This window comes from Pseudomonas sp. LPB4.O (genome assembly GCF_038383825.1).
Taxonomy (GTDB): Bacteria; Pseudomonadota; Gammaproteobacteria; order Pseudomonadales; family Pseudomonadaceae; genus Aquipseudomonas; species Aquipseudomonas putida.
The window spans coordinates 1535202-1559260 of the sequence record NZ_CP151298.1; the positions used below are offsets into that span (position 1 = coordinate 1535202).

The following is a 24059-nucleotide window of genomic DNA, read 5'->3' on the forward strand; positions in this document are numbered from 1 at the left end:
ATTCATGGCTAACACGGACGCCTTGAAGCAACAGGGCGCGCGAACGTCGTTTTCGCCGACCCTGAAATCCCATTTGGCCTACACGCTGCTCAGCGGCCTGGTGATCATGCTGATGCTCAGCCTGGTGCGCCTGGCGCTGCTGGTCTACAACAGCGACATGATCGGCGATACCCCTTATTCGACTGTCGCCGAAGGCTTCCTCAACGGCTTGCGCTTCGACCTGCGGGTGGTGGTGTACCTCAGCATCCCGCTGCTGCTGGCCATCCTCAGCCCCTGGGCCATGGCCCGGCGGGGCGTGTTTCGCTTCTGGCTGACCCTCACCTCGAGCGTGGTGATGTTCCTTGGCCTGATGGAAATGGACTTCTACCGCGAGTTCCACCAGCGCCTCAACGGCCTGGTGTTCCAGTACATCAAGGAAGACCCTAAAACCGTCATGAGCATGCTCTGGTACGGTTTCCCGGTGGTGCGCTACCTGCTGGCCTGGGCATTCGGCACCTGGCTGCTGAGCCTGCTGTTCAAAGGGATCGACCGCGCCACCCGTGGCGATGGCCTGCACCGCGTTGCCCCGTGGTACAAACGCGTGGCGGTGTTCATGGTGATTCTGCTGGTGGCCGTGGTCGCTGCCCGTGGCACCCTGCGTCAAGGCCCGCCAATGCGCTGGGGTGATGCGTTCACCACCGACTCCAACTTCGTCAACCAGCTGGGCCTGAACGGCACCCTGACCCTGATCGACGCTGCCAAGAGCCGCTTTGGCGAAGACCGCGCCAATATCTGGAAGCCGGTGCTGGAGCAGAACGTGGCCACGCAAAGCGTGCGCGAACAGCTGCTGACCCCCCACGACACCCTGGTCGATGCCGACGAGGCTGCCATCCGCCGCGACTTCGTGCCGCCGGCCGAGCGCACCCTGCCGATCAAGAACGTGGTGGTGATCCTGATGGAAAGCTTCGCCGGCCACTCGGTGGGCGCGCTGGGCAGCCCCAACAACATCACCCCGTACTTCGACAAGCTGGCCAAAGAAGGCCTGCTGTTCGACCGCTTCTTCTCCAACGGCACCCATACCCACCAGGGCATGTTCGCCACCATGGCCTGCTTCCCCAACCTGCCAGGCTTCGAATACCTGATGCAGACCCCGGAAGGTGGCCACAAGCTGTCTGGCTTGCCGGCACTGCTCAGCGCCCGTGATTACGACGACGTGTACGTCTACAACGGCGATTTTGCCTGGGATAACCAGTCCGGGTTCTTCGGCAACCAGGGCATGACCACCTTCATCGGCCGTAACGACTTCGTCAACCCGGTGTTCTCCGACCCGACCTGGGGCGTGTCCGACCAGGACATGTTCGACCGCGGCAACGAGGAACTGGCCAAGCACGACGGCAAGAAGCCGATCTATGCGCTGCTGCAGACCCTGTCCAACCACACCCCGTACGCGCTGCCCAAAGACCTGCCGGTCGAGAAGGTCACCGGGCAAGGCCGCCTGGACGAGCACCTCACTGCCATGCGTTATTCGGACTGGGCGCTGGGCCAGTTCTTCGAGAAGGCGCGTAAAGAGCCTTACTTCAAGGAAACCCTGTTCGTCATCGTCGGCGACCATGGCTTTGGCAACCACCAGCAAGTCACCGAACTGGACCTGGGCCGTTTCAACGTGCCGCTGCTGCTGATTGCCCCGGGCATTCAGGAGAAGTTTGGTGCGGTGAACCACACCGTGGGTACCCAGGTCGACATTGTGCCGACCATCATGGGCCGCCTGGGTGGCCAGGCCCGCCACCAGTGCTGGGGCCGCGACCTGCTCAACCTGCCTGAGGGCGACCAGGGCGTGGGCATGATCAAGCCGTCGGGCAGCGAGCAGATCGTCGGCCTGGTGCAAGGCGACCGCATCCTGATCGAGTCCAAGGACATGACACCGCGCATGTACCGCTATCAGTTGGGCAGCGAGTTCAAGGCCGAACTGATCGAAAGCCCGGACCAGCCGGAAATGCTGAAAAAGCTGGAAGCGTATATCCAGACGGCGACCAAGAGCCTGCTGGATAACACGGCCGGTGTGGTACACGGCACACCGAAGTAAGGCTGCAAAAGGGGCCATTCGCGGGCTCGCCCGCTCCCACAGGTGCTGCACCGTGCTTTAGGCCGGTGGATTACCTTGTGGAAGCGGGCTTGCCGCGCGATGAGGCACCAACAGACTGAACATTCTCCCAGCCTCAAGGTCAGTTGATCAGGCATCACACCTTGGTGTCTCTGGATTGGGAGGACTTGTTCAATGAAAGAGTGGGAAGTCACTTTTGCCGATCAAAAAGGCGAACCGTCCACCATGATGCTGCGGGCTGAGCATCGTCCCAGCGAAGAGGAAGCTGCAAGGGCCATCCGTTCGCAGCTGTTCCCGGTGATGGACGAGCTGGACCTCAACGACTTCCAGGACCGCACCATTTCCCCGACTGCCCGCTGGCTCAAGGAGCATAGTGGGGTGACCATCACCAGCATCCACGAAGCGCCTTGACCCACACGTTTGCGTGGCGCCTGTTCAGGCGCTACGATGATGAAAGGTGCCCGCCTATTCTGCGGGTTGGCGCCGTTTCAATTCGCGTCTTGCATCAGCTCGGACTGTTCGGCCATTGATTGCCGGCAGGTGCGTAGTGCACGGAAAGTCTATCCATTGCTTTATTCAGGAGGACGATTCATGAGCAGCCAGAACGACGATATCAGCACCAACGTCCTGCGCCAGATGAAAGCAGGCGGTTTCGACTTCACCCAGATCCACCCCATCGAGTTCTATGCCGTATTCCCCGACGAAGCAGGGGCACGCCGTGCCGCCGGGCAGTTTCGTGGCGAATCGCTCAATGCCCAGGTGAAAGAGCTGGGCGACGGTGCCTGGCACCTGGAACTGAGCAAGGTCATGTACGCCACCTATGGCGGTATTGGCGACTTTGAAGAGACCTTTGAGCAACTGGTGACACCTTATGGGGGGGAGGTGGAAGGGTGGGGCGTCAAGCACGAACGGCAGACTGCCTGAAGGTATCCGTTGCCTTTTTCGCGGGGCTCCCAGAGATATCTCACAATGTTTAGCCCTGTGGTGATCCTGTGGGAGCGGGCAAGCCCGCGAAAAAGCACACGCTGCGCTTACGGTTTGCGCCCGGCCATATGCCCCAGATAGGCCAGCAACGCATCCAGTTCCTGTTCACTCAGTACACTTTCAGTAAACCCCGGCATCTTTGCCTGTGGCCACTGCCGCAGGCTTTGCGGGTCGCGAATCAACTTGCGCAAATAACCTGGTTGAAAATACTCGGTCGGGTTGTGCGGCATATTCAAATCCGGCCCCATCTGCGCATCCCCGGCGCCGTTCAGGCGGTGGCACGCCATGCAGTTCTGCTGGAACAAGGCAAAGCCCTGGCGCACGGAGCTGTCAGCTGGCAACTTCGGGTCGGGGAGCAATGCCGGGAACCGCGTCTCAACACCCGCCAGTTTACGCAGGGTAGAAATCTGGAATGGCCACTGCTCCGGGCGGATGCCGCTGGCCCGGGGTTCAGTCCACACGAGATAGAACGGCCCCGCGCTGGGTTTGCCCTTGCTCAGTGCCGGCCACGGTTTGTCGGGGTCTTCCACGGCTAGCCAGGCCCGTGCCGGCCCTTGCTGCAGCAGCGGTGCGGCGGGCATCTCGGCGGCAAAGCCATCCAGTGCCACGGCTTGCAGGTGATCGCTTGGGCTCACGCCTACAAGCAGCGTGGCCAACGGCACCGCCCTATAGTGCATGGGGCGTTTGTAGGAAACATCCTGATCGACGCTGATATCCTGGGCCTGTGGGTGGCCGAGCAACTCGGCGCTGCTCCACTCGCGCGCGCTGGTGCCCAGTTCAAGGTGCAGTTGCGCCGCCGACAGCGGCAGGCTCAGGAACAACGCAAACAGGGCAAGGCAGTGGCGCATGGGCAATCTCCGACCATCAAGGCCGGCAGGTTACCTGTGCGCTGCCTGTTGGCGCCACCGCCGCTGTCAGCCGAACAAACGTGTCAGGTTCGGCAAGATCAACAGCAAAGTCGTGGCAAACAGAATGAGCCCAGCTTGGCGAATTTTTGATTGTCTGAACATGGCGGACCGCCTTCTTGTTGTTATTCCTGAATACCCGTTGGCTTCCTTGTCGCGCTTCGGGTCGATCACAGTGGCACCGCGTGGTGCCAGAACTGCCTGCCTCTTGAAAGTGGATATACAACCAACAGTAGGGGGTGTGTGATCCATGTTTGAGAACCCTTTGTTCTAATTGTCTGGTCCGTTGATTTCCATTCGCTATGAGGCCATGTGCCATCTGGCTGGCATGCTCTGGCTAGACAGTGGCGCAACTGCCAGGCACGTACCGACGAAATGTGACCGTTCGTCAGTGCAGCCTACTTGCTTGTACGTGCCTTTCGCGTCAGTCTCTACAGCAGATTCCCACCCATGTCGTTCAGGACTACCCCTATGTCGTTACGCATCTGCATCCTTGAAACCGATGTCCTGCGACCGGAGTTGACGGCGCAGTACCAGGGCTACGGCAGGATGTTCGAGCAGCTCTTCTCGCGTCAGCCGATCGCCGCCGAATTTCGTGTCTACAACGTGATGCACGGCGACTACCCCGCCGACAATGAAGTGTTTGATGCCTACCTTGTGACGGGCAGCAAGGCCGATTCGTTCGGTACCGATGCCTGGATCCAGACACTCAAGGCCTACTTGCTGAAGCTGTACGAGCGTGGCGAGAAGCTACTGGGTGTGTGTTTTGGTCATCAGTTGCTGGCATTGACCCTGGGCGGCAAGGCCGAGCGGGCAGAGAAGGGCTGGGGCGTGGGCATCCATCGCTACTCGCTGGCGGCCCATGCGCCGTGGATGGACCCGGAGGTGTCGGAGCTGACCTTGCTGATCAGCCACCAGGACCAGGTCACCGAATTGCCGGAAGGCGCCACGGTCATTGCTTCAAGCGATTTCTGCCCGAATGCGGCGTATCACATTCGTGACCAGGTGCTGTGCTTCCAGGGCCACCCGGAGTTCGTGCACGACTACTCCCGCGCGCTGCTGGATGCCCGCCAGGAGTATTTGGGGGATGAGGTGTACCACAAGGCCGTGGCCAGCCTGGCCAGCGAGCACCAGGGCGACCTGGTTGGGGAGTGGATGATGCGCTTTATCCAGCAGCCGGCGAGTAAAGATAACGCAGCGTGATGACCGGGGGCTGCGGCGCAGCCCATCGCGGCACAAGGCCGCTCCTACAGATTGATCGTGATACCTTGTGGGAGCGGCCTTGTCGCGATGGGTCGCAAAACGGCCCCGGCAATCTCAGAGCCAGCCAGACTTCTTGAAGCTGGCAAACAACCCCGTACACCCCAGCACGATCACCCCCAGTACCCCGAAATACCCATAGTGCCACCCCAGCTCCGGCATGTTCTGAAAGTTCATCCCGTAAATCCCGGCAATCGCCGTAGGGAACGCCAGGATCGCCGCCCAGGCCGCGAACTTGCGCTGCACGATGCTCTGCCGTGACGACTCCAGCAGCATGCCGATCTCGATGGTCTGGCTGGCGATGTCACGGATGCCGGCCAGGTCTTCCATCTGCCGCGTCACGTGGATCTGCACATCACGAAAGTACGGGCGCATGTTCTTGTCGATAAACGGGAAGCTCAGGCGCTGCAACTCCTCGCTCACTTCCACCATCGGCGCCACATAGCGGCGCAGGCGCAGGATGTCGCGACGCAGGCTGTGCAGGCGGCGGATGTCGTCTTCCTGCAAGGAACCGCCGAGCACGCTTTGTTCCAGCTCTTCGATCTCGCCATGGATGGCCTCGCTGACCGGCTGGTAGTTCTCGGTGACGAAGTCGAGCAGGGCGTACAGCACAAAGTCTTCACCGTGCTCCAGCAGCAGCGGCCGGGCCTCGCAGCGCTGGCGCACCAGGGCGTAGGACTTGGAGTGGCCATTTCGGCAGGTGATTATGTAGCCGTTGCCGGCAAAGATATGGGTTTCGATGAACTCCAGCTTGCCTTCGTGGCGCACTGGCGAATAGGTGACGATGAACAGCGCGTCGCCGAAAGTTTCCAGTTTGGGCCGGCTGTGCTTTTCCAGGGCGTCTTCGATGGCCAGTTCGTGCAGGTTGAACTGGCATTGCAGGTTGGCCAGCTCCTCGGCATTGGGCTCTTCCAGGCCGATCCACACAAAGTGCCCCGGCTTGCGCGCCCACTCGCTGCCTTCGTCGATGCTGATGTTGGTGACCTTTCTGCCGGCGCTGTACACCGCCGATGCCACGACTCGACCCATGGTTGCCCGCTTATTCCGGTTGAACACGGGGTACAGCTTGGGCCGTAGCCGGCCCAAGAGCAACCCGCTTCAGGCCAGCTCGTGTTCCATGCGGTCGATGCATTGCTGCATCTGCACCCGGCACTGCTCGATCAGCGCCGGAATGTCCTTTTGAGTCATGCCGGTGGTGGCAATGGGCGGCAGCGAGCGCACCACCACCGTGCGCTGGCGCCAGCTGTTCAGGTTCATGCGCGTGGCGTAGCGGCTGACGCACACCGGCACAATCGGCACACCTGCCTCGATGGCCATGTGGAACGCGCCTTTCTTGAAGGGCAGCAAGTGTTCGCCAGGGTTACGCGTGCCTTCGGGGAATACCCAGATCGAGGTGTCATCCTGCAGCACACGGGTGGTTTCCTGCAGCGCCTTGCGGGCCTGGTAGCTGTTCTTGCGGTCGATCAGCACGTTGCCGCCCAGCCAGAACAGCTGGCCGAACAGCGGCACCCAGCCCAGGCTCTTCTTGCCGATGGCCACGGTGCGTCGTGGCACCGCCTGGCCCACCACGAACAGGTCGTAGTTGGATTGGTGGTTGGCGATGATTACGCAACCGGGTGGCTGGTCCCACAGCGGGCCGACTTCGGCCTTGACCTTGATGCGCATCAGCCAGGTGGCCGGCCGGCTGTAGAGGTGGGCGAATACCCGGCTGTTGTCGGGGTTGAAAGGGCGGCACAGGCCAATGACCAGGCCCACGACGCCAACCACAAGGAAATGCAGCGCCAGCAGAAGCATGCGCAAGGAATAAAGCATGGTACGACTCACACCAGACGGTCGCCGGAGTGTACGGGTGTGCACTGGTTCGGGCAAATTCAGGTGCTGCGCCCACTTTCCCTGTAGGAGCGTGAGCGCAGGGGTGAGTCGATTATCAGCCCATATGGTGCTGGTCCAGCTCGATCGCCTTGTCCAGCGCCTCCAGCAGGCCTTTGCGCACTTTCAGCTTGGTGTTCTTGTGCGCCAGCATGTTCAGCTTCTTCAATTCACGCGCCGCCGTCAGTGCCGCTTCTTGCAGTTGCTCAGCCGGCACCACCTTGTCGAGGAAGCCGGCATCAACCGCCGCGTGCGGGTCGAACACCTCGGCGTTGATCACCGACCGGTGGAAAGCTGAGCGGCGCAGGCGGTCGCGGGCCAGTTCGATACCGGCATGGTGCATGGTCATGCCGATCTGCACTTCGTTCAGGCACACCTTGTACGGGCCTTCGACGCCAATGCGGTAATCGGCCGATAGCAGCAGGAAGGCACCCTTCGCCACGGCATTGCCCGGGCAGGCAACCACCACCGGGAACGGGTGCGACAGCAGGCGGCGGGCGAGGGTGGAGCCGGCAGTGACCAGGCTGATGGCCTCTTTCGGGCCGCTGGTCATCACCTTGAGGTCGTAACCACCCGACAGGATGCCTGGCTGCCCGGTGATGATCACCACTGCACGGTCTTCGATCGCGCGGTCGAGCGCGGCGTTGAAGGCGGTGATGACGTCTGGCGAGATGGCGTTGACCTTGCCGTTGTTCAGGGTCAGGGTGGCGATGCCGTCTTCGGCGTGGTAGGTAATCAGCTCGCTCATGGCAGAGTCCTTTTGTTGGCGTGGCGACGACGTTACCCAGCGCCAGAGGCCAGGTAAAGCAGCAAGGCTGACTGGTCGGTCAGTGTTCACCGCGGTCCAAATGCAAATACATGAAAAATTTGAAAAAAGTGCTTGCCAAAGGGAATGTCTTTCACTAAATTAGCGCACCTCGACGGGCCGCAAGGCTTGAAGAGAAACGGTGAAGTGTCCGAGTGGTCGAAGGAGCACGCCTGGAAAGTGTGTATACGAGAAATCGTATCAAGGGTTCAAATCCCTTCTTCACCGCCACATTCTACGAAGAGCCCCCGCGCTGAAAAGCACGGGGGCTTTTTGTTTTCAGGGCCATTGGGGCCGCTTTGCGGCCCATTCGCAGCGCAAGGCTGCTCCTACAGGAGGGCGCGAGCCCTGCAACTGGCGCAGTCCCTTGTAGGAGCAGCCTCGTGCTGCGAATGGGCTGCAAAGCAGCCCCAACAAACCTAGAAGCTGACGGAGGCCGACAGCCGAGCCGTGCGTGGCGCGCCCTGGAACAGATAGTTATCTCCCAGGTAGTCCCCCACATCGCGCCAGTAACGCTTGTCGAACACGTTATCCACGGTCAGGCGCAGCACCGTGTCATACCCGCCAATGCGCGTACGGTACCGGCTCCCTACATCGAACACGGTATACCCGCCAACCTCCACATTGCCCGCCTGGCTCGCATACTTGCTGGCGCTGTAACGCGCCCCGCCCAACAGTGCCAAGCCCGGTACCGGCAGCGAGTATTGCGCGTGCAGTGCTGCCCGGAACTTGGGCACATTGATTGCCTGATGGCCTTCATAGGCATCGGTACCGCTGTTTTTCATCCGCGCACGAATGGCTGCGGCGCTGGCCTGCACTTGCAGGTTCTGGCTCACCCAGCCGCTGGCGCCCAGCTCCAGGCCGGTGTTTTTCTGCTGGCCCTGCTGTACGTAGGTGAAGTTGCCAGCACCGTCCGGGCGTGCGTACTGGTAGGCCTGGCGGATCTGGAACAGCGCGGCGCTGAAGCTCACGCCTTGCCAGTCGTGCTTGAGGCCAAGTTCCAGTTGGTGCGAAGTCGTGGGCGCGAGGATTTCGGCGGCGTTGCTGGCAAACCAGGGTGCCGTGCCGCCGGCAGACAGGCCCTTGGCGTAGCTGGCGTATAGCGTGGTGTCTGGCTGCGGCTTGTAGATAAGTGCAGCATTGGGCAGTAACTCGTATTGGCGGGTATGGCGCCCGGCAACACCGTTCTCGTCCCAGGTCTTTTCATCCAGGCGCACTTCACGGGCGCCCAGCACGGTCTGCCACTGGTCGTTGAAGCTGATGCGGTCGCTGACGAACAAGCCGTACTGACGGCTGTCCAGTCGGCGTTCGCTGGCGCCGACGGGTTTGTCGGACGGCTCGAAGGCAGGGGCCCCGGTGTAGATGTTGCCGGTGCCAAGCCACTCGTTGTAGTACGGGCGCTGATCCAGCGTGCGTCGCTGCGCACTGGTGCCCATGGTCAGTTCATGCCCCACGCCCAGCGCATCGAAGTGCCCGTTGAGCATGGCCTGTGCTTCATCGGTGCGGCGGGTGTCGTCGGGGCTGCGGAAGTCGTAGATGTCGTAGTCGCCATTGCTGCCAAAGAACGCGCCCTCGCTCGAACCCCAGGCAAAGGCGCTGTAATCGTCGATCACCACCTTGCTGCGCGAGGCACTCAAGGTGCCGGTCCAGGCCTCGTTGAAGCGGTACTCGAAGCGCCCGCCCAGGTTCAGCGAGTCGTTTTGCACGGGCTTTGCCCAATCCTGGTAAGCCAGGCGGTCGTCCGGGTCGATGCCGTGGGGCACTTCGGTGCCACCCAGCAGTTGATAACCCGGCACCGAGCGCTGCTCGCGGTGCTGGTATTCGGCATCCAGCTGCAGGGTGGCATCCGGGCTGATCTGCCAGTCGAATGCCAGCGAAGCGAAGTCGCGTTTGCCATCTGCGTGGTCGACGTAGGAGCGGATGTCTTCATGGGCGAGGTTGGCCCGCAGGCCGAACTGTTTTTCGCTGCCAAACCAGCCACCCAGGTCGGTGGCCAGGTAGCGTTCGCCTTGTTCGTTGGTCGACACCGTCACGCTGCGCACATCCTCCGCGCGCTTGGTTACGTAGTTGATCAGGCCGCCCGGCTCCGACACACCGCTTTGCAGCCCCGACAAGCCCTTTAGCAGCTCCACCTGCTGCTTGTTCTCCAAAGCCACGTTCTGCTCGCCGGCGATGGTCTGGCCGTTGATGCGGTAGCTGCTGGCGGCATTCAGCTCGAAGCCTCGGACGTTGAAGTTTTCGTAGTAGCCGATGGGGGCGTAGCTTTCGCCAACCGAGGCATCGCTTTGCAGCACTTCGCTGAGCTTGCGCACCTGGCGGTCTTCCAGCAGTTGCTGGCTGAACACGCTGATGGCGGCCGGGGTATCAAGCAAGGGCGCGGGCTGGAAGCTGCCCACCGCTGCCTGGCGAGCCTGGTAGCCGTCATTGGCATAGGTGTCGGACACCTGCAGTGGGGCCAGCACCACGCTGTCTTCGGCGAGCACATGGGGGCAATGCAGGGCCAGGCCCAGGCTGAGCAGGCTCAGGGGCAGGCGGGGGTGACACGGGGGCATGCGGGGCTCCTGGATGGGCACAGGCCATGAAAAAGGCGGCATCTTAGCAGCCGCCTTCAGCATAAAACGATCCAGGCCCCGCGATATTCAGCCCTGGTTGGCGGGGCGCTTGTGCTGGCGCCAGCTGTCATCGATCTTCGACCAGGTCTTGCCGTCGGTAATGGCCATGAGCTTGCGCCCATCCTTGAAGGTGGCCAGGAAGGTGGCTTCTTGCTCCTTGCCGCCTAGCCACAGCCCGGCAAGCAGCCCCACCGGCCCGGCCACCAGGGCCCCGGCGACGCCCCAGCCCAGGGCGCTGCCCAGGCTGCGGTTGGTTTCGAGGCTGGCCAGCCTGAGGTCGCTGATGCGGGACAGGGAAATCCGCTCACCCGGGGAAGGGCTACGCGGGGTCTTGAGTGTGAGCGATCCATTGCGATACTCGCCTTCACCTTGCAAGAAATCGCCGGATTGCACCGTGAGTCTTGTCATAACGTCGTCCTGTCGGGAAAGGGCATTGACCAGCGCCTAATGAGCGCTGCCCGGCCAGGCAAGTCAACGACCATGCGACGGAGGGTAGTGCGGTGCATTGTCGCCCACTGGGGTTACACGGTGGTTTTGCGGGCAGATACAAGCCACACCAGCAACGCCAGCCCGCCAATCACCAAGCCCGCCACCACAATGCCCATCCAGCCCTGGTGCTGGAACAATTGCGTGCCCAGCAACGACCCCAGCGCCCCGCCAATGAAGTAGCAGGTGATGTACCCGGCGTTCAGCCGCGTGCGTGCCTCGGGGCGCAGGGCGATCACCGCGTTCTGGTTGCTCACGTGCACCAGTTGCACCGCCAGGTCGAGCAACAGCACACCCAGCAGCAGGGCCAGCAACGAGTGCTCGGCAAAGCCCAGCGGCACCCACGACAGCAGCAACACCACCAGGCCCACGGTAGTACCCAGCGCGCCCTTGCCGCGGTCGGCCAGGCGCCCGGCCCAGTTGGCCGACAGCGCACCGGCCGCACCGGCCAGGCCGAACAGGCCGATCGCCGCATCCGAATAATGGTACGGGCCCTTGGTCAGCAGAAACGCCAGGGGCGTCCAGAACAGGGCGAACAGGCTGAACGCCAGCAGGCCGAGCAGCGAGCGCAGGCGCAGCACCGGTTCTTCAATAAACAGCCGGAACACCGAGCCTATCAGCGCCGGGTACTTCAGCCCGGCATGGCTGTGGTGCTGCGGCAGGTTGCGGTACAGCGCCACGGCGGTGATCGCCATCAGCACAGCGGCGAGCACGTAGATGCTGCGCCAGCCGCCCAGCTCGGCCATGAAGCCGGCAGCGGTACGTGCCAGCAGGATGCCCAGCAGCAGGCCGCTCATCAGCGTGCCGACTGCGCGCCCACGCTGATGCGGCTCGCTGAGGGCCGCAGCCATGGGCACGAGGATCTGCGCCACCACGGAGAACAACCCGGTCAGCGCCGTGCCGAGGAGCAGCCAAGGCAGGCTCGGCGCACAGGCACTGATCACCAGGCCCAGGGTAGCAATGGCGGTCATCACGGTGATCAGCCGGCGCTGCTCGAACAGGTCACCCAGTGGCGCCAGCAGCAACAGGCCGGCGCCATAGCTGAGCTGCGCGGCGATGACGATACTGCCGGCGCTGGCAGTGCTCAGGCCGAACTGCTGGGCGATGCTGTGCAGCAGCGGTTGGGCGTAGTAGTTGCTGGCCACGGCCAGGCCGGTGGCAGTGGCCATCAGCAGGATCATGGCGCGGCTGAGAGTGGGGGCGTTCATGGAGATCTCGTGGCGGGCAGTAGTCAAGCGGGGGAATTATCAAGAAGTATCAGGCATGACACCAATGTTTAGTTCTCAATCAACCATCCTGTTCTGGCCCCATCAGGAACACCACAGGTTCAAGGCCTGTGGTGTTCCTGATGGGGCCAGAACATGCAACTCATCAAATCAAGCTGCAAACCCACCATCGATCGTCAAACTTGCCCCGGTGATATACCCCGCCTCTGGCCCCGCCAGGTACGCCACAAAGCTGGCAATCTCTTCCGGCTCGCCATACCGCCCAATCGCCATCAACGGGATCAGGCTCTCGGCAAACTCGCCGCTGGCGGGGTTCATGTCGGTGTCCACCGGCCCCGGCTGTACGTTGTTCACGGTAATGCCCTGTGGCCCCAGGTCACGCGCCATGCCACGGGTCAGGCCAACCAGCGCCGACTTGCTCATGGCGTAAGGCGCTCCACCGGCAAAGGGCATGCGCTCGGCGTTGGTACTGCCGATATTGATGATGCGTCCGCCCGGGCCCATGTAGCGCGCTGCGGCCTGGCTGGCGACAAACACGCTGCGCACGTTTACCGCCAGCATGCGGTCGAAGTCGGCCAGGTCGAATTCGGTCACCGGTGCCACCGTCAGCACACCGGCGTTGTTGACCAGGATATCCAGCCTGCCGAAGGCCTTCACGGCGTCATCCACTGCCAGTTGCACGGCGGCTGCGTCGGCGCTGTCGGCCCGCAGGGCCAGGGCTTTGCCACCGTTTTCGGTAATTTCGCGGGCCAGTTCTTCTGCCGGGCCTGCGGAGCTGGCATAGGTGAAGGCCACCTGCGCACCTTCGCGGGCCAGGCGCCGCACGATGGCTGCGCCTATGCCGCGGGAACCGCCCTGAACCAGGGCCACTTTGCCTTCGAGTGAAAGTTGCTTGGACATGCTGATCTCCTGCTGGAAGCCAGGCCGAAATGCCTTGGATGTGCAAAGTATCGGCGCTTGATTACCTGCTGATAAGATGGCAATCACTATCAGCAGAGTAAACCTTTGGTTGCTAATCATGGCCATGGAATCGTTCAACGCGTTGGAATGCTTCATCCGCAGTGCCGAAGTTGGCAGTTTTGCCGAGGCTGCCAGGCGCCTGAGCATTACGCCCGCCGCCGTGGGCAAGCATGTGGCCCAGCTGGAGGCGCGCCTGGGCGTGCGGTTGTTCCAGCGTAGTACCCGCAAGCTGACCCTGACGGAGGCGGGGCAGCGTTTTCTTGGCGAGGTCGGCGACAGCTTCCGCACTATCCAGTACGCCGTGGCCAACCTGGCCAGCGCCGAAGGCCAGCCAGCCGGGCTGTTGCGGGTGAGCATGGGCACGGTGTTCGGGCGTTTGTATGTGCTGCCTTTGCTGGGCGAGTTCTTGCGCCGCTACCCGGCCATTACCCCGGATTGGCATTTCGACAACCGCCAGGTCGACCTGATCGGCCAAGGCTTCGATGCAGCGATTGGCGGTGGTTTCGATCTGCCGCCGGGGGTGGTGGCGCGCAAGCTGACCCCGGCCCACCGGGTGCTGGTGGCAGCACCGGCCTACCTGGAGCGGCACGCACCGATCGACGACCCGCAGGTGCTGCAGCGGCACGATGGCATCCTGATCCGCTCACCGCAGACGGGGCGGGTCCGCTCGTGGCCGTTGACCAGCCGCTGGCAGGTGCAACAGCCGATGCAACTGCGCCAGGCGATGACCATGAGCGATTCGGACGCGGCTTGCGCGGTGGCCGAGCAGGGGCTGGGGATTGCCTTGGTAAGCCTGCCGTTTGCCGTGCCTTACTTGCAGGGTGGTCGGCTGCGGCGAGTGTTGCCGGACTGGTACGTGGATGACGGGCATATCAGCCTGTATTTTGCCGAGCACAAGCTGATGCCGGGCAAAACCCGGGCTTTTATCGATTTTGTGGTGGAGCAGTTTGCCGAACAGGGGTTGGCGGGGCGGTTCGATGCCTTGCAAACCCGTTAGCTGTGTATTGCCTGTAGTGGCCCTATCGCCGGTAAGCCAGCTCCCACAGGGACCCCAAAGTATTCAGGCCTGTGGTAATCCTGTGGGAGCTGGCTTGCCGGCGATAGGGCCCGATCAGGCAATACCGGTAATGAAAAATGCCTGCGCCCCCAGGCTCACCTCATCATCCACCCGCTTGCCCATCAATTGCTGCCCCAGCGGTGAGCGCGGGGTGATCACGGTCACCAATTCATCCCCCTCGCCAATCTTCAACCCCGCCGCCTCAGGGCCGAGGAACAACCGGCGCTGCCCGCCAGCGTCATCTTCCAGGGTCACCAGGTTGCTGATCTGCACCCCGCGCGCAGGGTCATGGTCGCGCAGCAGCAATTGCTGGTAGATCAGCAGCGCCTGGCGGATTTCGGCGCTGCGGCGGGCCTGGCCGGTGGCCAGGTACGAAGCTTCCAGGCCCAGGGTGTCGTACTTGTTCTCGGCAATGTTCTCTTCGGCGGTGGCAGTTTCGTAGGCGCTTTGCGCCGCACGGGTCAGCACGTCGAGGTCATGCTCGAGGGTGGCGACGATCTGCACCAGCAGGCGGGTCTTGTCCATGGTCAGTAGCAGAACTCCAGCACATTGGCCTGGCTTTTGTCGGTGGGGGCGGTACGGTTCTGCTGCATCCAGAACTGGCATTTGGGGCTGTTGAGGTTGCGCGGGTTGCCCTGGGCGGCCTCGGCGGCCTGTTGCAGTTCCTGTTTGCGCAGCATGTCCTTGTAGTGCTCGAACATTTCGGCCTGGGCGTCTTGTGCCGGGGCTGGCGCCGAGGGGGCGGCAGGCCGGTAAACGCTGGGCGCCACGGCCTGGGCCAGCGGCTGCACCTGTTGGGGCCACAGTTGCAGCGCCAGCCACAGGCTCGCGGCAATGGCCACGGCGCCCAGCCACAGGCCAAAGGCAACGCATACAATCAACGGCAGCGGCTTGAGGGTGATTTTCAGTTCACGGTGGCGGGCCATGGCAGCCTCCTGGCAGGGTAGGTCGGGTGCATTGTCGCATGCGCTTGGGCATTTTTCCGTGCGGGTGCTTTTGTCGGCGACAATTTATCCGCAGAATTCGCGGTTTTTGCACCAGAACGGGAGGGGCGCATGAAAGCCACCTGGGACATTTTCTGCAGTGTCGTCGACAACTACGGCGATATCGGTGTGACCTGGCGCCTGGCCCGGCAACTGGTGGCTGAGCATGGCTTGGCGGTACGCCTGTGGGTAGACGACCTGCAAGCATTCACGCCCATGTGCCCAGGGGCGGATGCCAACGCTGCGCAGCAGTGGCAGCACGGTGTGGATGTGCGTCAGTGGCCGGCGGCCTGGCTGCCGGTGGCACCGGCGGATGTGGTGATCGGTGCCTTCGCCTGCCAGTTGCCGGCGGCTTACGTAGAGGCAATGCGTGCCCGCGCCACGCCGCCGCTGTGGCTGAACCTTGAATACCTCAGCGCCGAGGACTGGGTGGAGGGCTGCCATGGCTTGCCTTCGCCGCAGCCCAACGGCCTGCGCAAGGTGTTTTTCTTCCCCGGCTTTACCGAGAAAACCGGCGGGCTGCTGCGCGAGGGCTCGCTGCTGGCGCGGCGCGACGCGTTCCAGCAATCGGCCGAGGCACGCCAGTCGTTTCTGGAGGGGCTTGGTGTAGAGCCCGAGCAGGGGGCATTGCTGCTCTCGCTGTTTGCCTACGAAAACCCGCAATTGGCCAGTTGGCTCGATGCCCTGGCCACAGGCGCGCAACCGTGCCACCTGCTGGTGCCCCAAGGGCGCATCGTCGCGGGGCTGAGCCAGTGGCTTGGCGAGGCGCCGCTGCCAGTGGGCAGCGTGCGCCAGCGCGGGGCGCTGACCGTGCAGGTGCTGCCTTTCGTCAGCCAGGACGACTTCGACCGGCTGTTGTGGAGTTGCGACTTCAACGCGGTGCGCGGCGAGGACTCGTTCTTGCGTGCGCAGTGGGCCGGGCAGCCGATGCTGTGGCACATCTATGTGCAGGACGAGAACGCCCACTGGGAAAAGCTCGAAGCGTTTCTGGCGCATTATCGACGCGGCCTGTCAGATGAAGCCGATGCCGCCCTGCTGGGCCTGTGGCGTGCCTGGAACATGGACCGTGACATGGGCCAGGCGTGGCAGGCAGCCCGCCAGCACTGGCCAGAACTGCAACAGCATGCCCGGCTGTGGGCGGTTCGACAGGCCGCTCAGCTGGACCTTGCCACAGCGCTAGTACACTTTTACCGAAATTCGCTATGATACGCGGCCTCGATTTTTATAAATCCATCCAGATTCGGATACTTCGTAATGAAAACTGGTAAAGAGCTGAAACCCGGTACCGTCCTGCGGATCGACAACGACCCGTGGCTGGTTCAAAAAGCTGAGTTCACCAAGTCGGGCCGTAACAGCGCGATCATGAAGACCAAGCTGAAAAACCTGCTGACCGGCTACAAGACCGAAACCGTATACGGTGCGGACGACAAGCTGGACGACGTGATCCTGGATCGCAAAGAAGCGACCCTGTCGTTCATCAGCGGTGACTCGTACACCTTCATGGACACCACCGACTACACCATGTACGAGCTGAACGCCGAGGACATCGAAGCCGTTCTGCCGTTCATCGAAGAAGGCATGGAAGACATCTGCGAAGCCGTGTTCTTCGAAGGCCGTCTGGTATCGGTTGAACTGCCGACCACCATCAGCCGTCAGGTTGTCTACACCGAGAACGCTGCTCGCGGCGACACCTCGGGCAAGGTCATGAAGCCTGCCAAACTGAAGAACGGTACCGAACTGCAGGTTGCCGACTTCATCAACATCGACGAGTGGATCGACATCGACACTCGCGAAGGTGGCGTGTACAAGGGCCGTTCCAAGAAGTAATCCTTCTTGCAATGAGCACAAAAAACCCGGCCTCGGCCGGGTTTTTTTGTGCCTGTGTTTTCGCCAGTTCTCGATGCTTGCTCTGACGGGAGCAACTGTCTTGCACCATGACCCATGGCTAGCTCAGCACCCTGTAGGAGCAGCCTTATGCTGCGAAGAGGCCATTGCAGCCGAGATGATCTTTAGCCCTACCGGCCCCTTCGCAGCACAAGGCTGCTCCTACAGGGAATCGCGCAAACCGTCAGATTTACCGCCTTAGACGGTTACGTGCAGGCGCACATCCACGTTCCCGCGTGTGGCATTGGAGTAAGGGCACACCTGATGCGCCTTCTCCACCAGCCCTTCGGCATCGGCCTGCGCCAGGCCCGGCAGGCTGATGTGCAGGTCGATGTCCAGGCCGAAACCGCCCGGGATCTGGCCAATGCCCACCTTGGCGGTGATCGAGGCATCGGCCGGCAGGGCTTTCTTCTCTTGCCCGGCTACAAATTTGAGGGCGCCGATGAAGCACGCCGAGTAACCGGCGGCGAACAGTTGCTCGGGATTGGTGCCGTCACCGCCAGCGCCGCCCAGTTCCTTGGGGGTGCTCAGGCTGACGACCAGCTTGCCGTCGCTGGACTTGGATTTGCCGTCGCGCCCACCGGTGGAGGTAGCTTCTGCGATGTACAGCGGAGTGACCTTTTGCATCTTGAGCCTCGCTAATGTGCTGTGCGCTCCCGGTTGAAGGAGGGCGCGGGTTGGTGTGGGATTTAAGTTAACGCGCAATTAATTAGCGCGCAAGATAAATCGTCACCGCTCGTCCGAACGGCCATTGCACAGCATAGCTGTCAGAGGTTTTTCTGCAGGTTCTCGCGCAGGTTCAGCAGGTCGGCTTGCAGTTGCTGCAACTGCTCCAGGCTGCGCCCGCTGGCCTTGAGGATGCACGGCGGCACTGCTTTGGCTTGCTGTTGCAGGGCGCGGCCCTTGTCGGTCAGTTGCACCATCACCACCCGTTCGTCTTCCCGGCTGCGGTTACGCTGCAGCAGGCCTTCGCTTTCCAGGCGCTTGAGCAGCGGGGTGAGCGACCCCGGGTCGGTCAGCAGGTGCTGGCTGATTTCGCCCACGGTCAGGTCGTCGCGCTCCCACAGCACCAGCATGGCCAGGTACTGCGGGTAGGTCAGGCCCAGGGCCTGCAGCAGCGGTTTGTAGACTTTGGTCATCAGCAACGAGGTGGAGTGCAGGGCGAAGCAGACCTGGTTGTCCAGCAGCAGCTCGTCACAGGAGGCTTGGGTGTCGGCGTTCATGCAGGTCCTTGAAATTGATCAATGGGGAATTCTGGCACGCTTGTTTTTAGTGCGCGCATTACTCGCGCAGTTCACTGCGCAAGGCCAGGTCCCAGGGTGGAATCGGGCTGAAGCGGCTCTTGAGGAATTCGAGCAGCAAACGGCTGCGAGAGTTCGTTTCATGTTCCAGGCGTAGCGCATAAATGCCGCTGGTCTCGGCTTCGGGCAGGCCGCCGTCGCAAAACAGCGGCACCAGCTCGCCCCGCAGCAGGTATTCGCTGATCAGCCAAGTGGGCAGGTGGGCAACACCTAAGCCGGCGAGGGCGCCGAACAGCAGGGTTTCGGCATTGTTGGCGGCCATGCGCATGCGCGCGGGGCGGTACAGGCGGTTTTGCCCGGCCACGTTGAAGCGCCAGGCGAACGGCGGTGCCAGGCCGTCCCAGTCCAGGCCGTCGTGCCCGGGCAGTTCGCTGGGGCATGTGGGCACACCGCGGCTGGCCAGGTAGGCCGGGCTGGCACAGGCGATGCGCACCATGTAGGCCAGTGGCGTGGCGACCAGCCGGGTGTCGGCCAAGGGGCCGGCGCGCAGCACCAGGTCGACCTCGCCCAAGTGGCTGCCATGCAGGTCGACGAAGCTGTCGATCAGGCGCAGTTGCACGTCCAGGCCTGGGTAGGCCACCAGGAAGTCGGCGATGGCCGGGGCCAGGTGGCGACGGCCGAACGCGGCGGGGGCGTCGATGCGGATCAGGCCTTCAGGGGCGTTGCTCAGCGATACCGCCTCGGCCCGGGCCAGGCGCAGCTCCTCGATGATTCGCCTGGCCCGCTCGGCAAAGGCATTGCCGGCGGGTGTGGCGCGCACCGCGTGGGTGCTACGGGTGAACAGGCGGCTGCCGACGGCATTTTCCAGGTTATCGATGCGTCGGGCCACCGCGGACGGGGTCAGCGGATGGCGCCGGGCGGCGGCGGAAAAACTGCCGGTCTCCAGCACATCGAGGAACAGGCTCAACTGGTCGGTGAGGGTATCGGGGCTCATGGCTGCCTTGTTTTGCGAAAAACGCACAGCCATTGTGCGCTGCTGTGCGTTTCCCCGCCAGCACCCAGCCGTTAGGATGCTCGCATTATCTGTACAGGCGAACGAGGCCCTGATGATCGAGTGGTTGTTGTATATCGTGCTGGGCGCTGCCCTGGGCACCATGGGGGGCTTGTTCGGCATTGGTGGCGGGCTGATCGCGATTCCCGCGCTGGGTGTGCTGTTTGGCCTGGACCAGCAGTTGGCGCAGGGTACGGCGTTGGTGATGGTGGTGCCGAATGTGCTGCTGGCGTTATGGCGCTATCACCAGCGTAACCGCATCGAATTGCGTCATGCCTTGCCGTTGTCAGCGTGCAGTTTCCTGTTCGCCTGGCTGGGGTCGATCTGGGCCGTGGGGCTGGATGCGCACTCCATGCGCCTGGGCTTTGTCGGCTTTCTGGTGGCCTTGGCGGTGTGGAATGTGGCGCGGATGTTCATGAAAGTGTCGCCGCCCAGTGCCGAGCTGCGTCATGCCTGGCCATGGCTGGCCGTGCTGGGCAGCTTTGCCGGCACCATGGGCGGCTTGTTCGGCGTCGGCGGGGCGGTGGTGGCCACGCCGATCCTGACCAGTGTCTTCGGTACCACCCAGGTGGTGGCGCAGGGGCTTTCGCTGGCGCTGGCTGCGCCGAGTACCTTGGTGACGTTGGTGACCTATGGGGTGCACCACAGTGTTGACTGGGGCGTGGGGATTCCGTTGGCGGTGGGGGGCTTGCTCAGCATCAGCTGGGGGGTGAAGCTGGCCCATGCGTTGCCGGAGAAGGTATTGCGGGCGATGTTCTGTGTGTTTTTGGTGGTGTGTGCGGTGATGCTGGGATTCGAGTTGTGAGATTTGGGGCCGCATTGCGGCCCATCGCGACACAAGGCCGCTCCCACACGGTAATTACTTGAACCCTTCGATGATGTAACCGGCCATGCAGTCGGTAATTGGCGAAGGGTTCTGCGTACTGCGTACCAGCATCACATTGGCCACCGGCAGCTGCGGCAGGCCGTCCTGTTCACCCAGTATGCGGATGTTCCCGGTAATCAGACTTTGCAGCTGCGCCGTCACGGCCAACCCTGCCGTGACAATGGCAAAGATCGCCGCCAGGCTGGGGCTGGTATAGGCAATGCGGTAGTCGATACCTTGTGCTTCCAGGGCATTGCAGGTCCAGGCCCGGCAGAAGCAGTCGGTGTTGAACAGCGCCACCGGCATCGGTCGCTGTTCCTGTGGGCAAAAACCTTCGGCGGCGGCCCATACCAGGCGCTCCTGGCGCAGCAGTTGGCCAACCTCGTTACCTGGCTCGCGGGTGACGATGGTCAGGTCCAGGTCCTGGCGCAGCATCAGTTGCTTGGACGAATCGCAATGCACCTCTACCTGCACCAACGGGTAGGCCTGGGCAAAGCTCGACAAAATGGTCGGCAGAAAACGCATGGCATAGTCGTCGGGCGTGCCAATGCGCACCAGCCCGACCATGTGCGGCATGCGCAGGGTGTTGAACACCTCGCCATGCAGCTTGAGGATGCGTCGGGCATAGCCCAGCAGCACCTGGCCCTCGGCGGTCAGGCGTACCTGGCGGCCGTCGCGCTCAAACAGCTGGCGCTGCAGGATGTCCTCCTCCAGGCGCTTCATCTGCATGCTCACCGCCGACTGGGTGCGGTTGACCACTTCGCCGGCGCGGGTGAAACCGCCTTGCTCGGCAATGGCGACGAAGGTGCGCAAAACGTCCGCATCGAGGCTCTGGTACTGGGACATTGCATCAATCTCCGAGATGCATGGCATCAGAAACATTCGTTGGATTGATCTTAAGCCCGGCGCGAGACTGAGGCCATCCAACACGGAGGGCTTCACGATGAAAGGTCATGTCAGCAGCATCCAGCAACCTGCCTTTTCCCTGAACCACCTGTGGCATGCGGCCCTGCAACGCCCGGCGCGCTGGCTGCAGCTGTACCGCCAGCGCCAGGAGCTTGCCAGCCTCAGCGATGCAACCTTGCACGACCTGGGGTTGAGTCGGGCGGATATCCAGCAAGAGGCCGAGCGGCATTTCTGGGATGATCCGCTGAGGAAGTGAGTGTGGGCCGGGGCGCCTGGCCTCTCAAGGCATGCGCCCCAGCCTCACCGCCGTACCTGCTTCAACGTCTCGGCAATCAAAAACGCCAGCTCCAGCGACTGATCGGCATTCATCCGCGGGTCACAATGGGTGTGATACCGGTCAGACAACGCATCTTCGGTGATCGGCCGGGCGCCGCCGATGCATTCGGTGACGTTCTGCCCGGTCATCTCGATATGAATGCCGCCGGCATGGCTGCCCTCGGCCTGGTGCACCTGGAAGAACTGCTTCACCTCATCGAGGATTTGCGCAAAGTCGCGGGTCTTGTAGCCGCTGCTGGCCTTGATGGTGTTGCCGTGCATCGGGTCGGAGCTCCACAGCACCTTGCGCCCCTCGCGCTCGACGGTGCGGATCAGCCCCGGCAGGTGGTCGCCAACCTTGCTCGCGCCCATGCGCACGATCAGGTTCAGGCGCCCGGCGTCGTTGGCCGGGTTCAGCGTGTCGATCAGGCGGATCAGCTCTTCGGGGTTCATGCTGGGGCCAACCTTGACCCCGATCGGGTTGTGCACCCCACGCAAAAACTCCACGTGGGCGCCGTCGAGCTGGCGGGTGCGGTCGCCGATCCACAGCATGTGCGCCGAGCAGTCGTAGTAGTCGCCGGTCAGGCTGTCCTGGCGCACGAAGGCTTCTTCATAGTTGAGCAGCAGCGCTTCGTGGGCAGTGAAAAAGCTGGTTTCGCGCAGTTGCGGCGCGCTGTCCAGGCCGCAGGCACGCATGAATGCCAGGGTTTCGTCGATGCGGTTGGCCAGTTGGTGGTACTTGTCGGCCAGCGCCGAGTTGGCGATGAAGTCCAGGTTCCACTTGTGCACCTGGTGCAGGTCGGCAAACCCGCCCTGGGCGAAGGCGCGCAGCAGGTTGAGGCTGGCAGTGGACTGGTGGTAGGCCTGCAGCAGGCGGTCCGGGTCGGGGATGCGGCTTTTCGGGTCGAAGCCGATGCCGTTGACGATGTCGCCGCGGTAGGCGGGCAGGGTGATGTCGCCAATGGTTTCATCGCCCGAGGAGCGTGGTTTGGCAAACTGCCCGGCCATGCGGCCGACCTTGACCACCGGGCAGCCGGCAGCAAAGGTCATGACGATGGCCATCTGCAATAGCACCTTGAAGGTGTCGCGGATTTTTGCCGCAGAGAACTCGGCGAAGCTCTCGGCGCAGTCGCCCCCTTGCAACAGGAAGGCGCGGCCTTCGGTAACCTCGGCAAACTGCCTGCGCAGTTCGCGCGCCTCGCCCGCGAACACCAGCGGCGGGTAGCTGGCCAGGGTCTGTTCGACCTTCAGCAGGTGCGCGGCATCGGGGTAGGTCGGTTGCTGCTGGATCGGCAGTGCGCGCCAGCTGTCAGGGCTCCACGGTTGGTTCATCTCGGGCTCGGTCTTGTAGGTTATAGGCTATAGGCCATGGTAACAGTTGGCGCTGCGCTTGTTGCATCAAGGGCGTTGACGGACAATGCGCGTTTTTGCGCGGGTAGGTGGTCAGCATGACGGCGGAACGGGAAGAGCGGCTACTGGCACGGGTAGAGGACGCTTTTGGCGTCATCAGCGTGTATGAAGTGGACGACTACCGCTTTCTGGAATTCGGCGATGCCATCGAGCAGAGCTGCGTGTTCACGGCCGACCCCAGCTGGCTGGAGTACGACTACACCCGCGCCATGCTGGTGGGGGCGCTGTGCCATGAACAGCCGGAGAGCGCGCTGTTTCTTGGCCTGGGTGCCGGCACGCTGACCCAGGCGTGCATGAAGTTTCTGCCGCTTGAGGACATCGAGGCCATCGAACTGCGCCCGGACGTACCGCGCCTGGCCATGGAACACCTGGGCCTGGATGACGACCCTCGCTTGTACGTGCGCATCGGTGACGCCATTGAGTTGTTGCCCACGGCAGAAAAGGCTGACTTGTTGTTTGTCGACCTGTACACCGACCACGGGCCGGGCGTGGGGCACCTGGCGTGGAAGTTTCTGGAGAACTGCCAGCAGCAGTTGAACCCGGGTGGCTGGCTGGTGATCAACCAGTGGGCCACCGACGACGGCAGGCCGCTGGGCGCAGCGTTGTTGCGCGGGCTGTACCACCGGCATTACTGGGAGCTGCCGGTGAAGGAGGGCAATGTGATCTTGCTGGTGCCGGCTGACCTGGAGCAGGCGCTGGACCTGGAGGGGTTGCGGGCCCGGGCCGAAGCGCTGGCGCCGCAGCTGGGTTATAGCCTGGAAGGGTTGATCAAAGAGATTCGGCCAGCTACCTGAGAGACTGGCGCGGTCCCTGTAGGAGCGGCCTTGTGCCGCGAATGGGGTGCGAAGCGCCCCCAAGAATTTCAGCTTCGCCGCATACGTTGCCGGGGCCGCTCTGCGGCCCTTTCGCGACACAAGGTCGCTCCTACAGGGAATTATCGATTCAGCGTGGATTGATTGATGGCCCGGTAATGGCCTTGCACCCTGAAAAAATTCCTCACGGCTTCCACTATTTCGGGTATAGTACGCGCCGGTCTTTTAGCGGGCCGCAAAATCAGGTGGTGCAAATCCTCCGAGTCCAGCTTCGGCTGCACGTCCGCTAGGCGGACCTTCCCACGTTTTCTTTTTCAATCGTTTTCGCAAATCCCCGCCGCCAAAGCT

25 protein-coding genes and 1 tRNA gene are annotated in these 24059 nt (G+C 62.6%); 11 read left to right on the top strand and 15 right to left on the bottom strand.

What is annotated here, in order from left to right; all coding sequences use genetic code 11:
- Nucleotides 1–4 precede the first annotated feature (4 nt).
- From MRBLPB4O_RS06940 to MRBLPB4O_RS06950, 3 genes are all read left to right on the top strand, one after another.
- Nucleotides 5–2062, top strand: a complete 2058-nt coding sequence (locus MRBLPB4O_RS06940) for an LTA synthase family protein (protein WP_341797902.1) — start codon at nucleotides 5–7, stop codon at nucleotides 2060–2062.
- Between the two features lie 192 nt (nucleotides 2063–2254).
- Entirely contained in the window at nucleotides 2255–2491 is a 237-nt protein-coding gene (locus MRBLPB4O_RS06945) for a hypothetical protein (protein ID WP_016500955.1), read from the top strand.
- Between the two features lie 180 nt (nucleotides 2492–2671).
- Nucleotides 2672–3004, top strand: a complete 333-nt coding sequence (locus MRBLPB4O_RS06950; protein WP_016500954.1) for a ribonuclease E inhibitor RraB — start codon at nucleotides 2672–2674, stop codon at nucleotides 3002–3004.
- A 107-nt stretch (nucleotides 3005–3111) separates the two neighbouring features.
- Here the strand turns inward: MRBLPB4O_RS06950 and MRBLPB4O_RS06955 are convergent, their stop codons facing one another.
- A complete protein-coding gene (locus MRBLPB4O_RS06955) occupies nucleotides 3112–3912 on the bottom strand; it encodes a cytochrome c (protein WP_341797903.1) in 801 nt (266 codons plus the stop codon).
- A 528-nt stretch (nucleotides 3913–4440) separates the two neighbouring features.
- Here MRBLPB4O_RS06955 and MRBLPB4O_RS06960 point away from each other — a divergent pair.
- Nucleotides 4441–5172 (top strand): amidotransferase, encoded by a 732-nt coding sequence (locus tag MRBLPB4O_RS06960; RefSeq protein ID WP_341797904.1) that lies wholly within the window; start codon nucleotides 4441–4443, stop codon nucleotides 5170–5172.
- A gap of 114 nt (nucleotides 5173–5286) precedes the next feature.
- Here MRBLPB4O_RS06960 and MRBLPB4O_RS06965 read toward each other — a convergent pair whose 3' ends face one another.
- From MRBLPB4O_RS06965 to MRBLPB4O_RS06975, 3 genes are all read right to left on the bottom strand, one after another.
- Nucleotides 5287–6258, bottom strand: a complete 972-nt coding sequence (locus tag MRBLPB4O_RS06965) for a magnesium and cobalt transport protein CorA (RefSeq protein WP_024717731.1) — start codon at nucleotides 6256–6258, stop codon at nucleotides 5287–5289.
- A gap of 69 nt (nucleotides 6259–6327) precedes the next feature.
- Complete coding sequence (locus MRBLPB4O_RS06970) at nucleotides 6328–7041, bottom strand: 1-acylglycerol-3-phosphate O-acyltransferase (protein ID WP_341797905.1); 714 nt, start codon at nucleotides 7039–7041, stop codon at nucleotides 6328–6330.
- Between the two features lie 115 nt (nucleotides 7042–7156).
- On the bottom strand, nucleotides 7157–7846 hold the full coding sequence (locus MRBLPB4O_RS06975; RefSeq protein ID WP_341797906.1) for a crotonase/enoyl-CoA hydratase family protein: 690 nt from the start codon (nucleotides 7844–7846) through the stop codon (nucleotides 7157–7159).
- Nucleotides 7847–8044: 198 nt separating this feature from the next.
- On the opposite strand from MRBLPB4O_RS06975, the gene MRBLPB4O_RS06980 reads away from it, so the two are divergent.
- Nucleotides 8045–8134 (top strand) — tRNA-Ser (locus tag MRBLPB4O_RS06980).
- Between the two features lie 188 nt (nucleotides 8135–8322).
- Here MRBLPB4O_RS06980 and MRBLPB4O_RS06985 read toward each other — a convergent pair.
- The 4 genes from MRBLPB4O_RS06985 to MRBLPB4O_RS07000 form a co-directional block, all read right to left on the bottom strand.
- Entirely contained in the window at nucleotides 8323–10455 is a 2133-nt protein-coding gene (locus MRBLPB4O_RS06985; protein WP_341797907.1) for a TonB-dependent siderophore receptor, read from the bottom strand.
- Between the two features lie 87 nt (nucleotides 10456–10542).
- Nucleotides 10543–10923, bottom strand: a complete 381-nt coding sequence (locus MRBLPB4O_RS06990) for a hypothetical protein (RefSeq protein WP_341797908.1) — start codon at nucleotides 10921–10923, stop codon at nucleotides 10543–10545.
- A gap of 113 nt (nucleotides 10924–11036) precedes the next feature.
- Nucleotides 11037–12209, bottom strand: a complete 1173-nt coding sequence (locus tag MRBLPB4O_RS06995; RefSeq protein WP_341797909.1) for an MFS transporter — start codon at nucleotides 12207–12209, stop codon at nucleotides 11037–11039.
- A gap of 168 nt (nucleotides 12210–12377) precedes the next feature.
- On the bottom strand, nucleotides 12378–13127 hold the full coding sequence (locus tag MRBLPB4O_RS07000; RefSeq protein ID WP_341797910.1) for a 3-oxoacyl-ACP reductase family protein: 750 nt from the start codon (nucleotides 13125–13127) through the stop codon (nucleotides 12378–12380).
- A gap of 118 nt (nucleotides 13128–13245) precedes the next feature.
- Between MRBLPB4O_RS07000 and MRBLPB4O_RS07005 the strand changes: the two genes are divergently transcribed.
- Nucleotides 13246–14184 carry a LysR family transcriptional regulator gene (locus MRBLPB4O_RS07005; RefSeq protein WP_341797911.1) on the top strand — a complete coding sequence of 313 codons (939 nt, stop codon included), beginning with the start codon at nucleotides 13246–13248 and terminating at the stop codon, nucleotides 14182–14184.
- 114 nt (nucleotides 14185–14298) lie between these two features.
- On the opposite strand, the gene MRBLPB4O_RS07010 is transcribed toward MRBLPB4O_RS07005, so the two are convergent.
- Nucleotides 14299–14769, bottom strand: a complete 471-nt coding sequence (locus MRBLPB4O_RS07010) for a GreA/GreB family elongation factor (protein ID WP_341797912.1) — start codon at nucleotides 14767–14769, stop codon at nucleotides 14299–14301.
- A 2-nt stretch (nucleotides 14770–14771) separates the two neighbouring features.
- Nucleotides 14772–15170, bottom strand: a complete 399-nt coding sequence (locus MRBLPB4O_RS07015; protein ID WP_063425517.1) for a hypothetical protein — start codon at nucleotides 15168–15170, stop codon at nucleotides 14772–14774.
- 129 nt (nucleotides 15171–15299) lie between these two features.
- Between MRBLPB4O_RS07015 and earP the strand changes: the two genes are divergently transcribed.
- Nucleotides 15300–16433: an elongation factor P maturation arginine rhamnosyltransferase EarP gene (gene earP, locus MRBLPB4O_RS07020; RefSeq protein WP_341797913.1), complete on the top strand. Its 1134-nt coding sequence runs from the start codon at nucleotides 15300–15302 to the stop codon at nucleotides 16431–16433.
- Between the two features lie 48 nt (nucleotides 16434–16481).
- On the top strand, nucleotides 16482–17054 hold the full coding sequence (locus MRBLPB4O_RS07025) for an elongation factor P (RefSeq protein ID WP_172222905.1): 573 nt from the start codon (nucleotides 16482–16484) through the stop codon (nucleotides 17052–17054).
- A 255-nt stretch (nucleotides 17055–17309) separates the two neighbouring features.
- Here MRBLPB4O_RS07025 and MRBLPB4O_RS07030 read toward each other — a convergent pair whose 3' ends face one another.
- From MRBLPB4O_RS07030 to MRBLPB4O_RS07040, 3 genes are all read right to left on the bottom strand, one after another.
- The gene (locus MRBLPB4O_RS07030) at nucleotides 17310–17738 is read right to left on the bottom strand and encodes an organic hydroperoxide resistance protein (RefSeq protein ID WP_341797914.1); all 429 of its coding nucleotides are present in this window, start codon (nucleotides 17736–17738) and stop codon (nucleotides 17310–17312) included.
- A 140-nt stretch (nucleotides 17739–17878) separates the two neighbouring features.
- Nucleotides 17879–18334, bottom strand: a complete 456-nt coding sequence (locus MRBLPB4O_RS07035) for a MarR family transcriptional regulator (RefSeq protein ID WP_341797915.1) — start codon at nucleotides 18332–18334, stop codon at nucleotides 17879–17881.
- A gap of 58 nt (nucleotides 18335–18392) precedes the next feature.
- Nucleotides 18393–19346, bottom strand: coding sequence for a LysR family transcriptional regulator (locus tag MRBLPB4O_RS07040; RefSeq protein WP_341797916.1), 954 nt, complete (start codon nucleotides 19344–19346; stop codon nucleotides 18393–18395).
- Between the two features lie 112 nt (nucleotides 19347–19458).
- Between MRBLPB4O_RS07040 and MRBLPB4O_RS07045 the strand changes: the two genes are divergently transcribed.
- The gene (locus MRBLPB4O_RS07045; RefSeq protein ID WP_341797917.1) at nucleotides 19459–20208 is read left to right on the top strand and encodes a sulfite exporter TauE/SafE family protein; all 750 of its coding nucleotides are present in this window, start codon (nucleotides 19459–19461) and stop codon (nucleotides 20206–20208) included.
- 54 nt (nucleotides 20209–20262) lie between these two features.
- Here MRBLPB4O_RS07045 and MRBLPB4O_RS07050 read toward each other — a convergent pair whose 3' ends face one another.
- Complete coding sequence (locus MRBLPB4O_RS07050) at nucleotides 20263–21114, bottom strand: LysR substrate-binding domain-containing protein (RefSeq protein ID WP_016500935.1); 852 nt, start codon at nucleotides 21112–21114, stop codon at nucleotides 20263–20265.
- A gap of 97 nt (nucleotides 21115–21211) precedes the next feature.
- Between MRBLPB4O_RS07050 and MRBLPB4O_RS07055 the strand changes: the two genes are divergently transcribed.
- On the top strand, nucleotides 21212–21430 hold the full coding sequence (locus MRBLPB4O_RS07055; RefSeq protein WP_013971536.1) for a DUF1127 domain-containing protein: 219 nt from the start codon (nucleotides 21212–21214) through the stop codon (nucleotides 21428–21430).
- A gap of 44 nt (nucleotides 21431–21474) precedes the next feature.
- On the opposite strand, the gene MRBLPB4O_RS07060 is transcribed toward MRBLPB4O_RS07055, so the two are convergent.
- Entirely contained in the window at nucleotides 21475–22821 is a 1347-nt protein-coding gene (locus MRBLPB4O_RS07060; protein ID WP_341797918.1) for a 3-deoxy-7-phosphoheptulonate synthase class II, read from the bottom strand.
- A gap of 116 nt (nucleotides 22822–22937) precedes the next feature.
- Here MRBLPB4O_RS07060 and MRBLPB4O_RS07065 point away from each other — a divergent pair, with 116 nt between their 5' ends.
- Nucleotides 22938–23693 carry a spermidine synthase gene (locus tag MRBLPB4O_RS07065; protein ID WP_341797919.1) on the top strand — a complete coding sequence of 252 codons (756 nt, stop codon included), beginning with the start codon at nucleotides 22938–22940 and terminating at the stop codon, nucleotides 23691–23693.
- The last annotated feature ends 366 nt before the right edge of the window (nucleotides 23694–24059 follow it).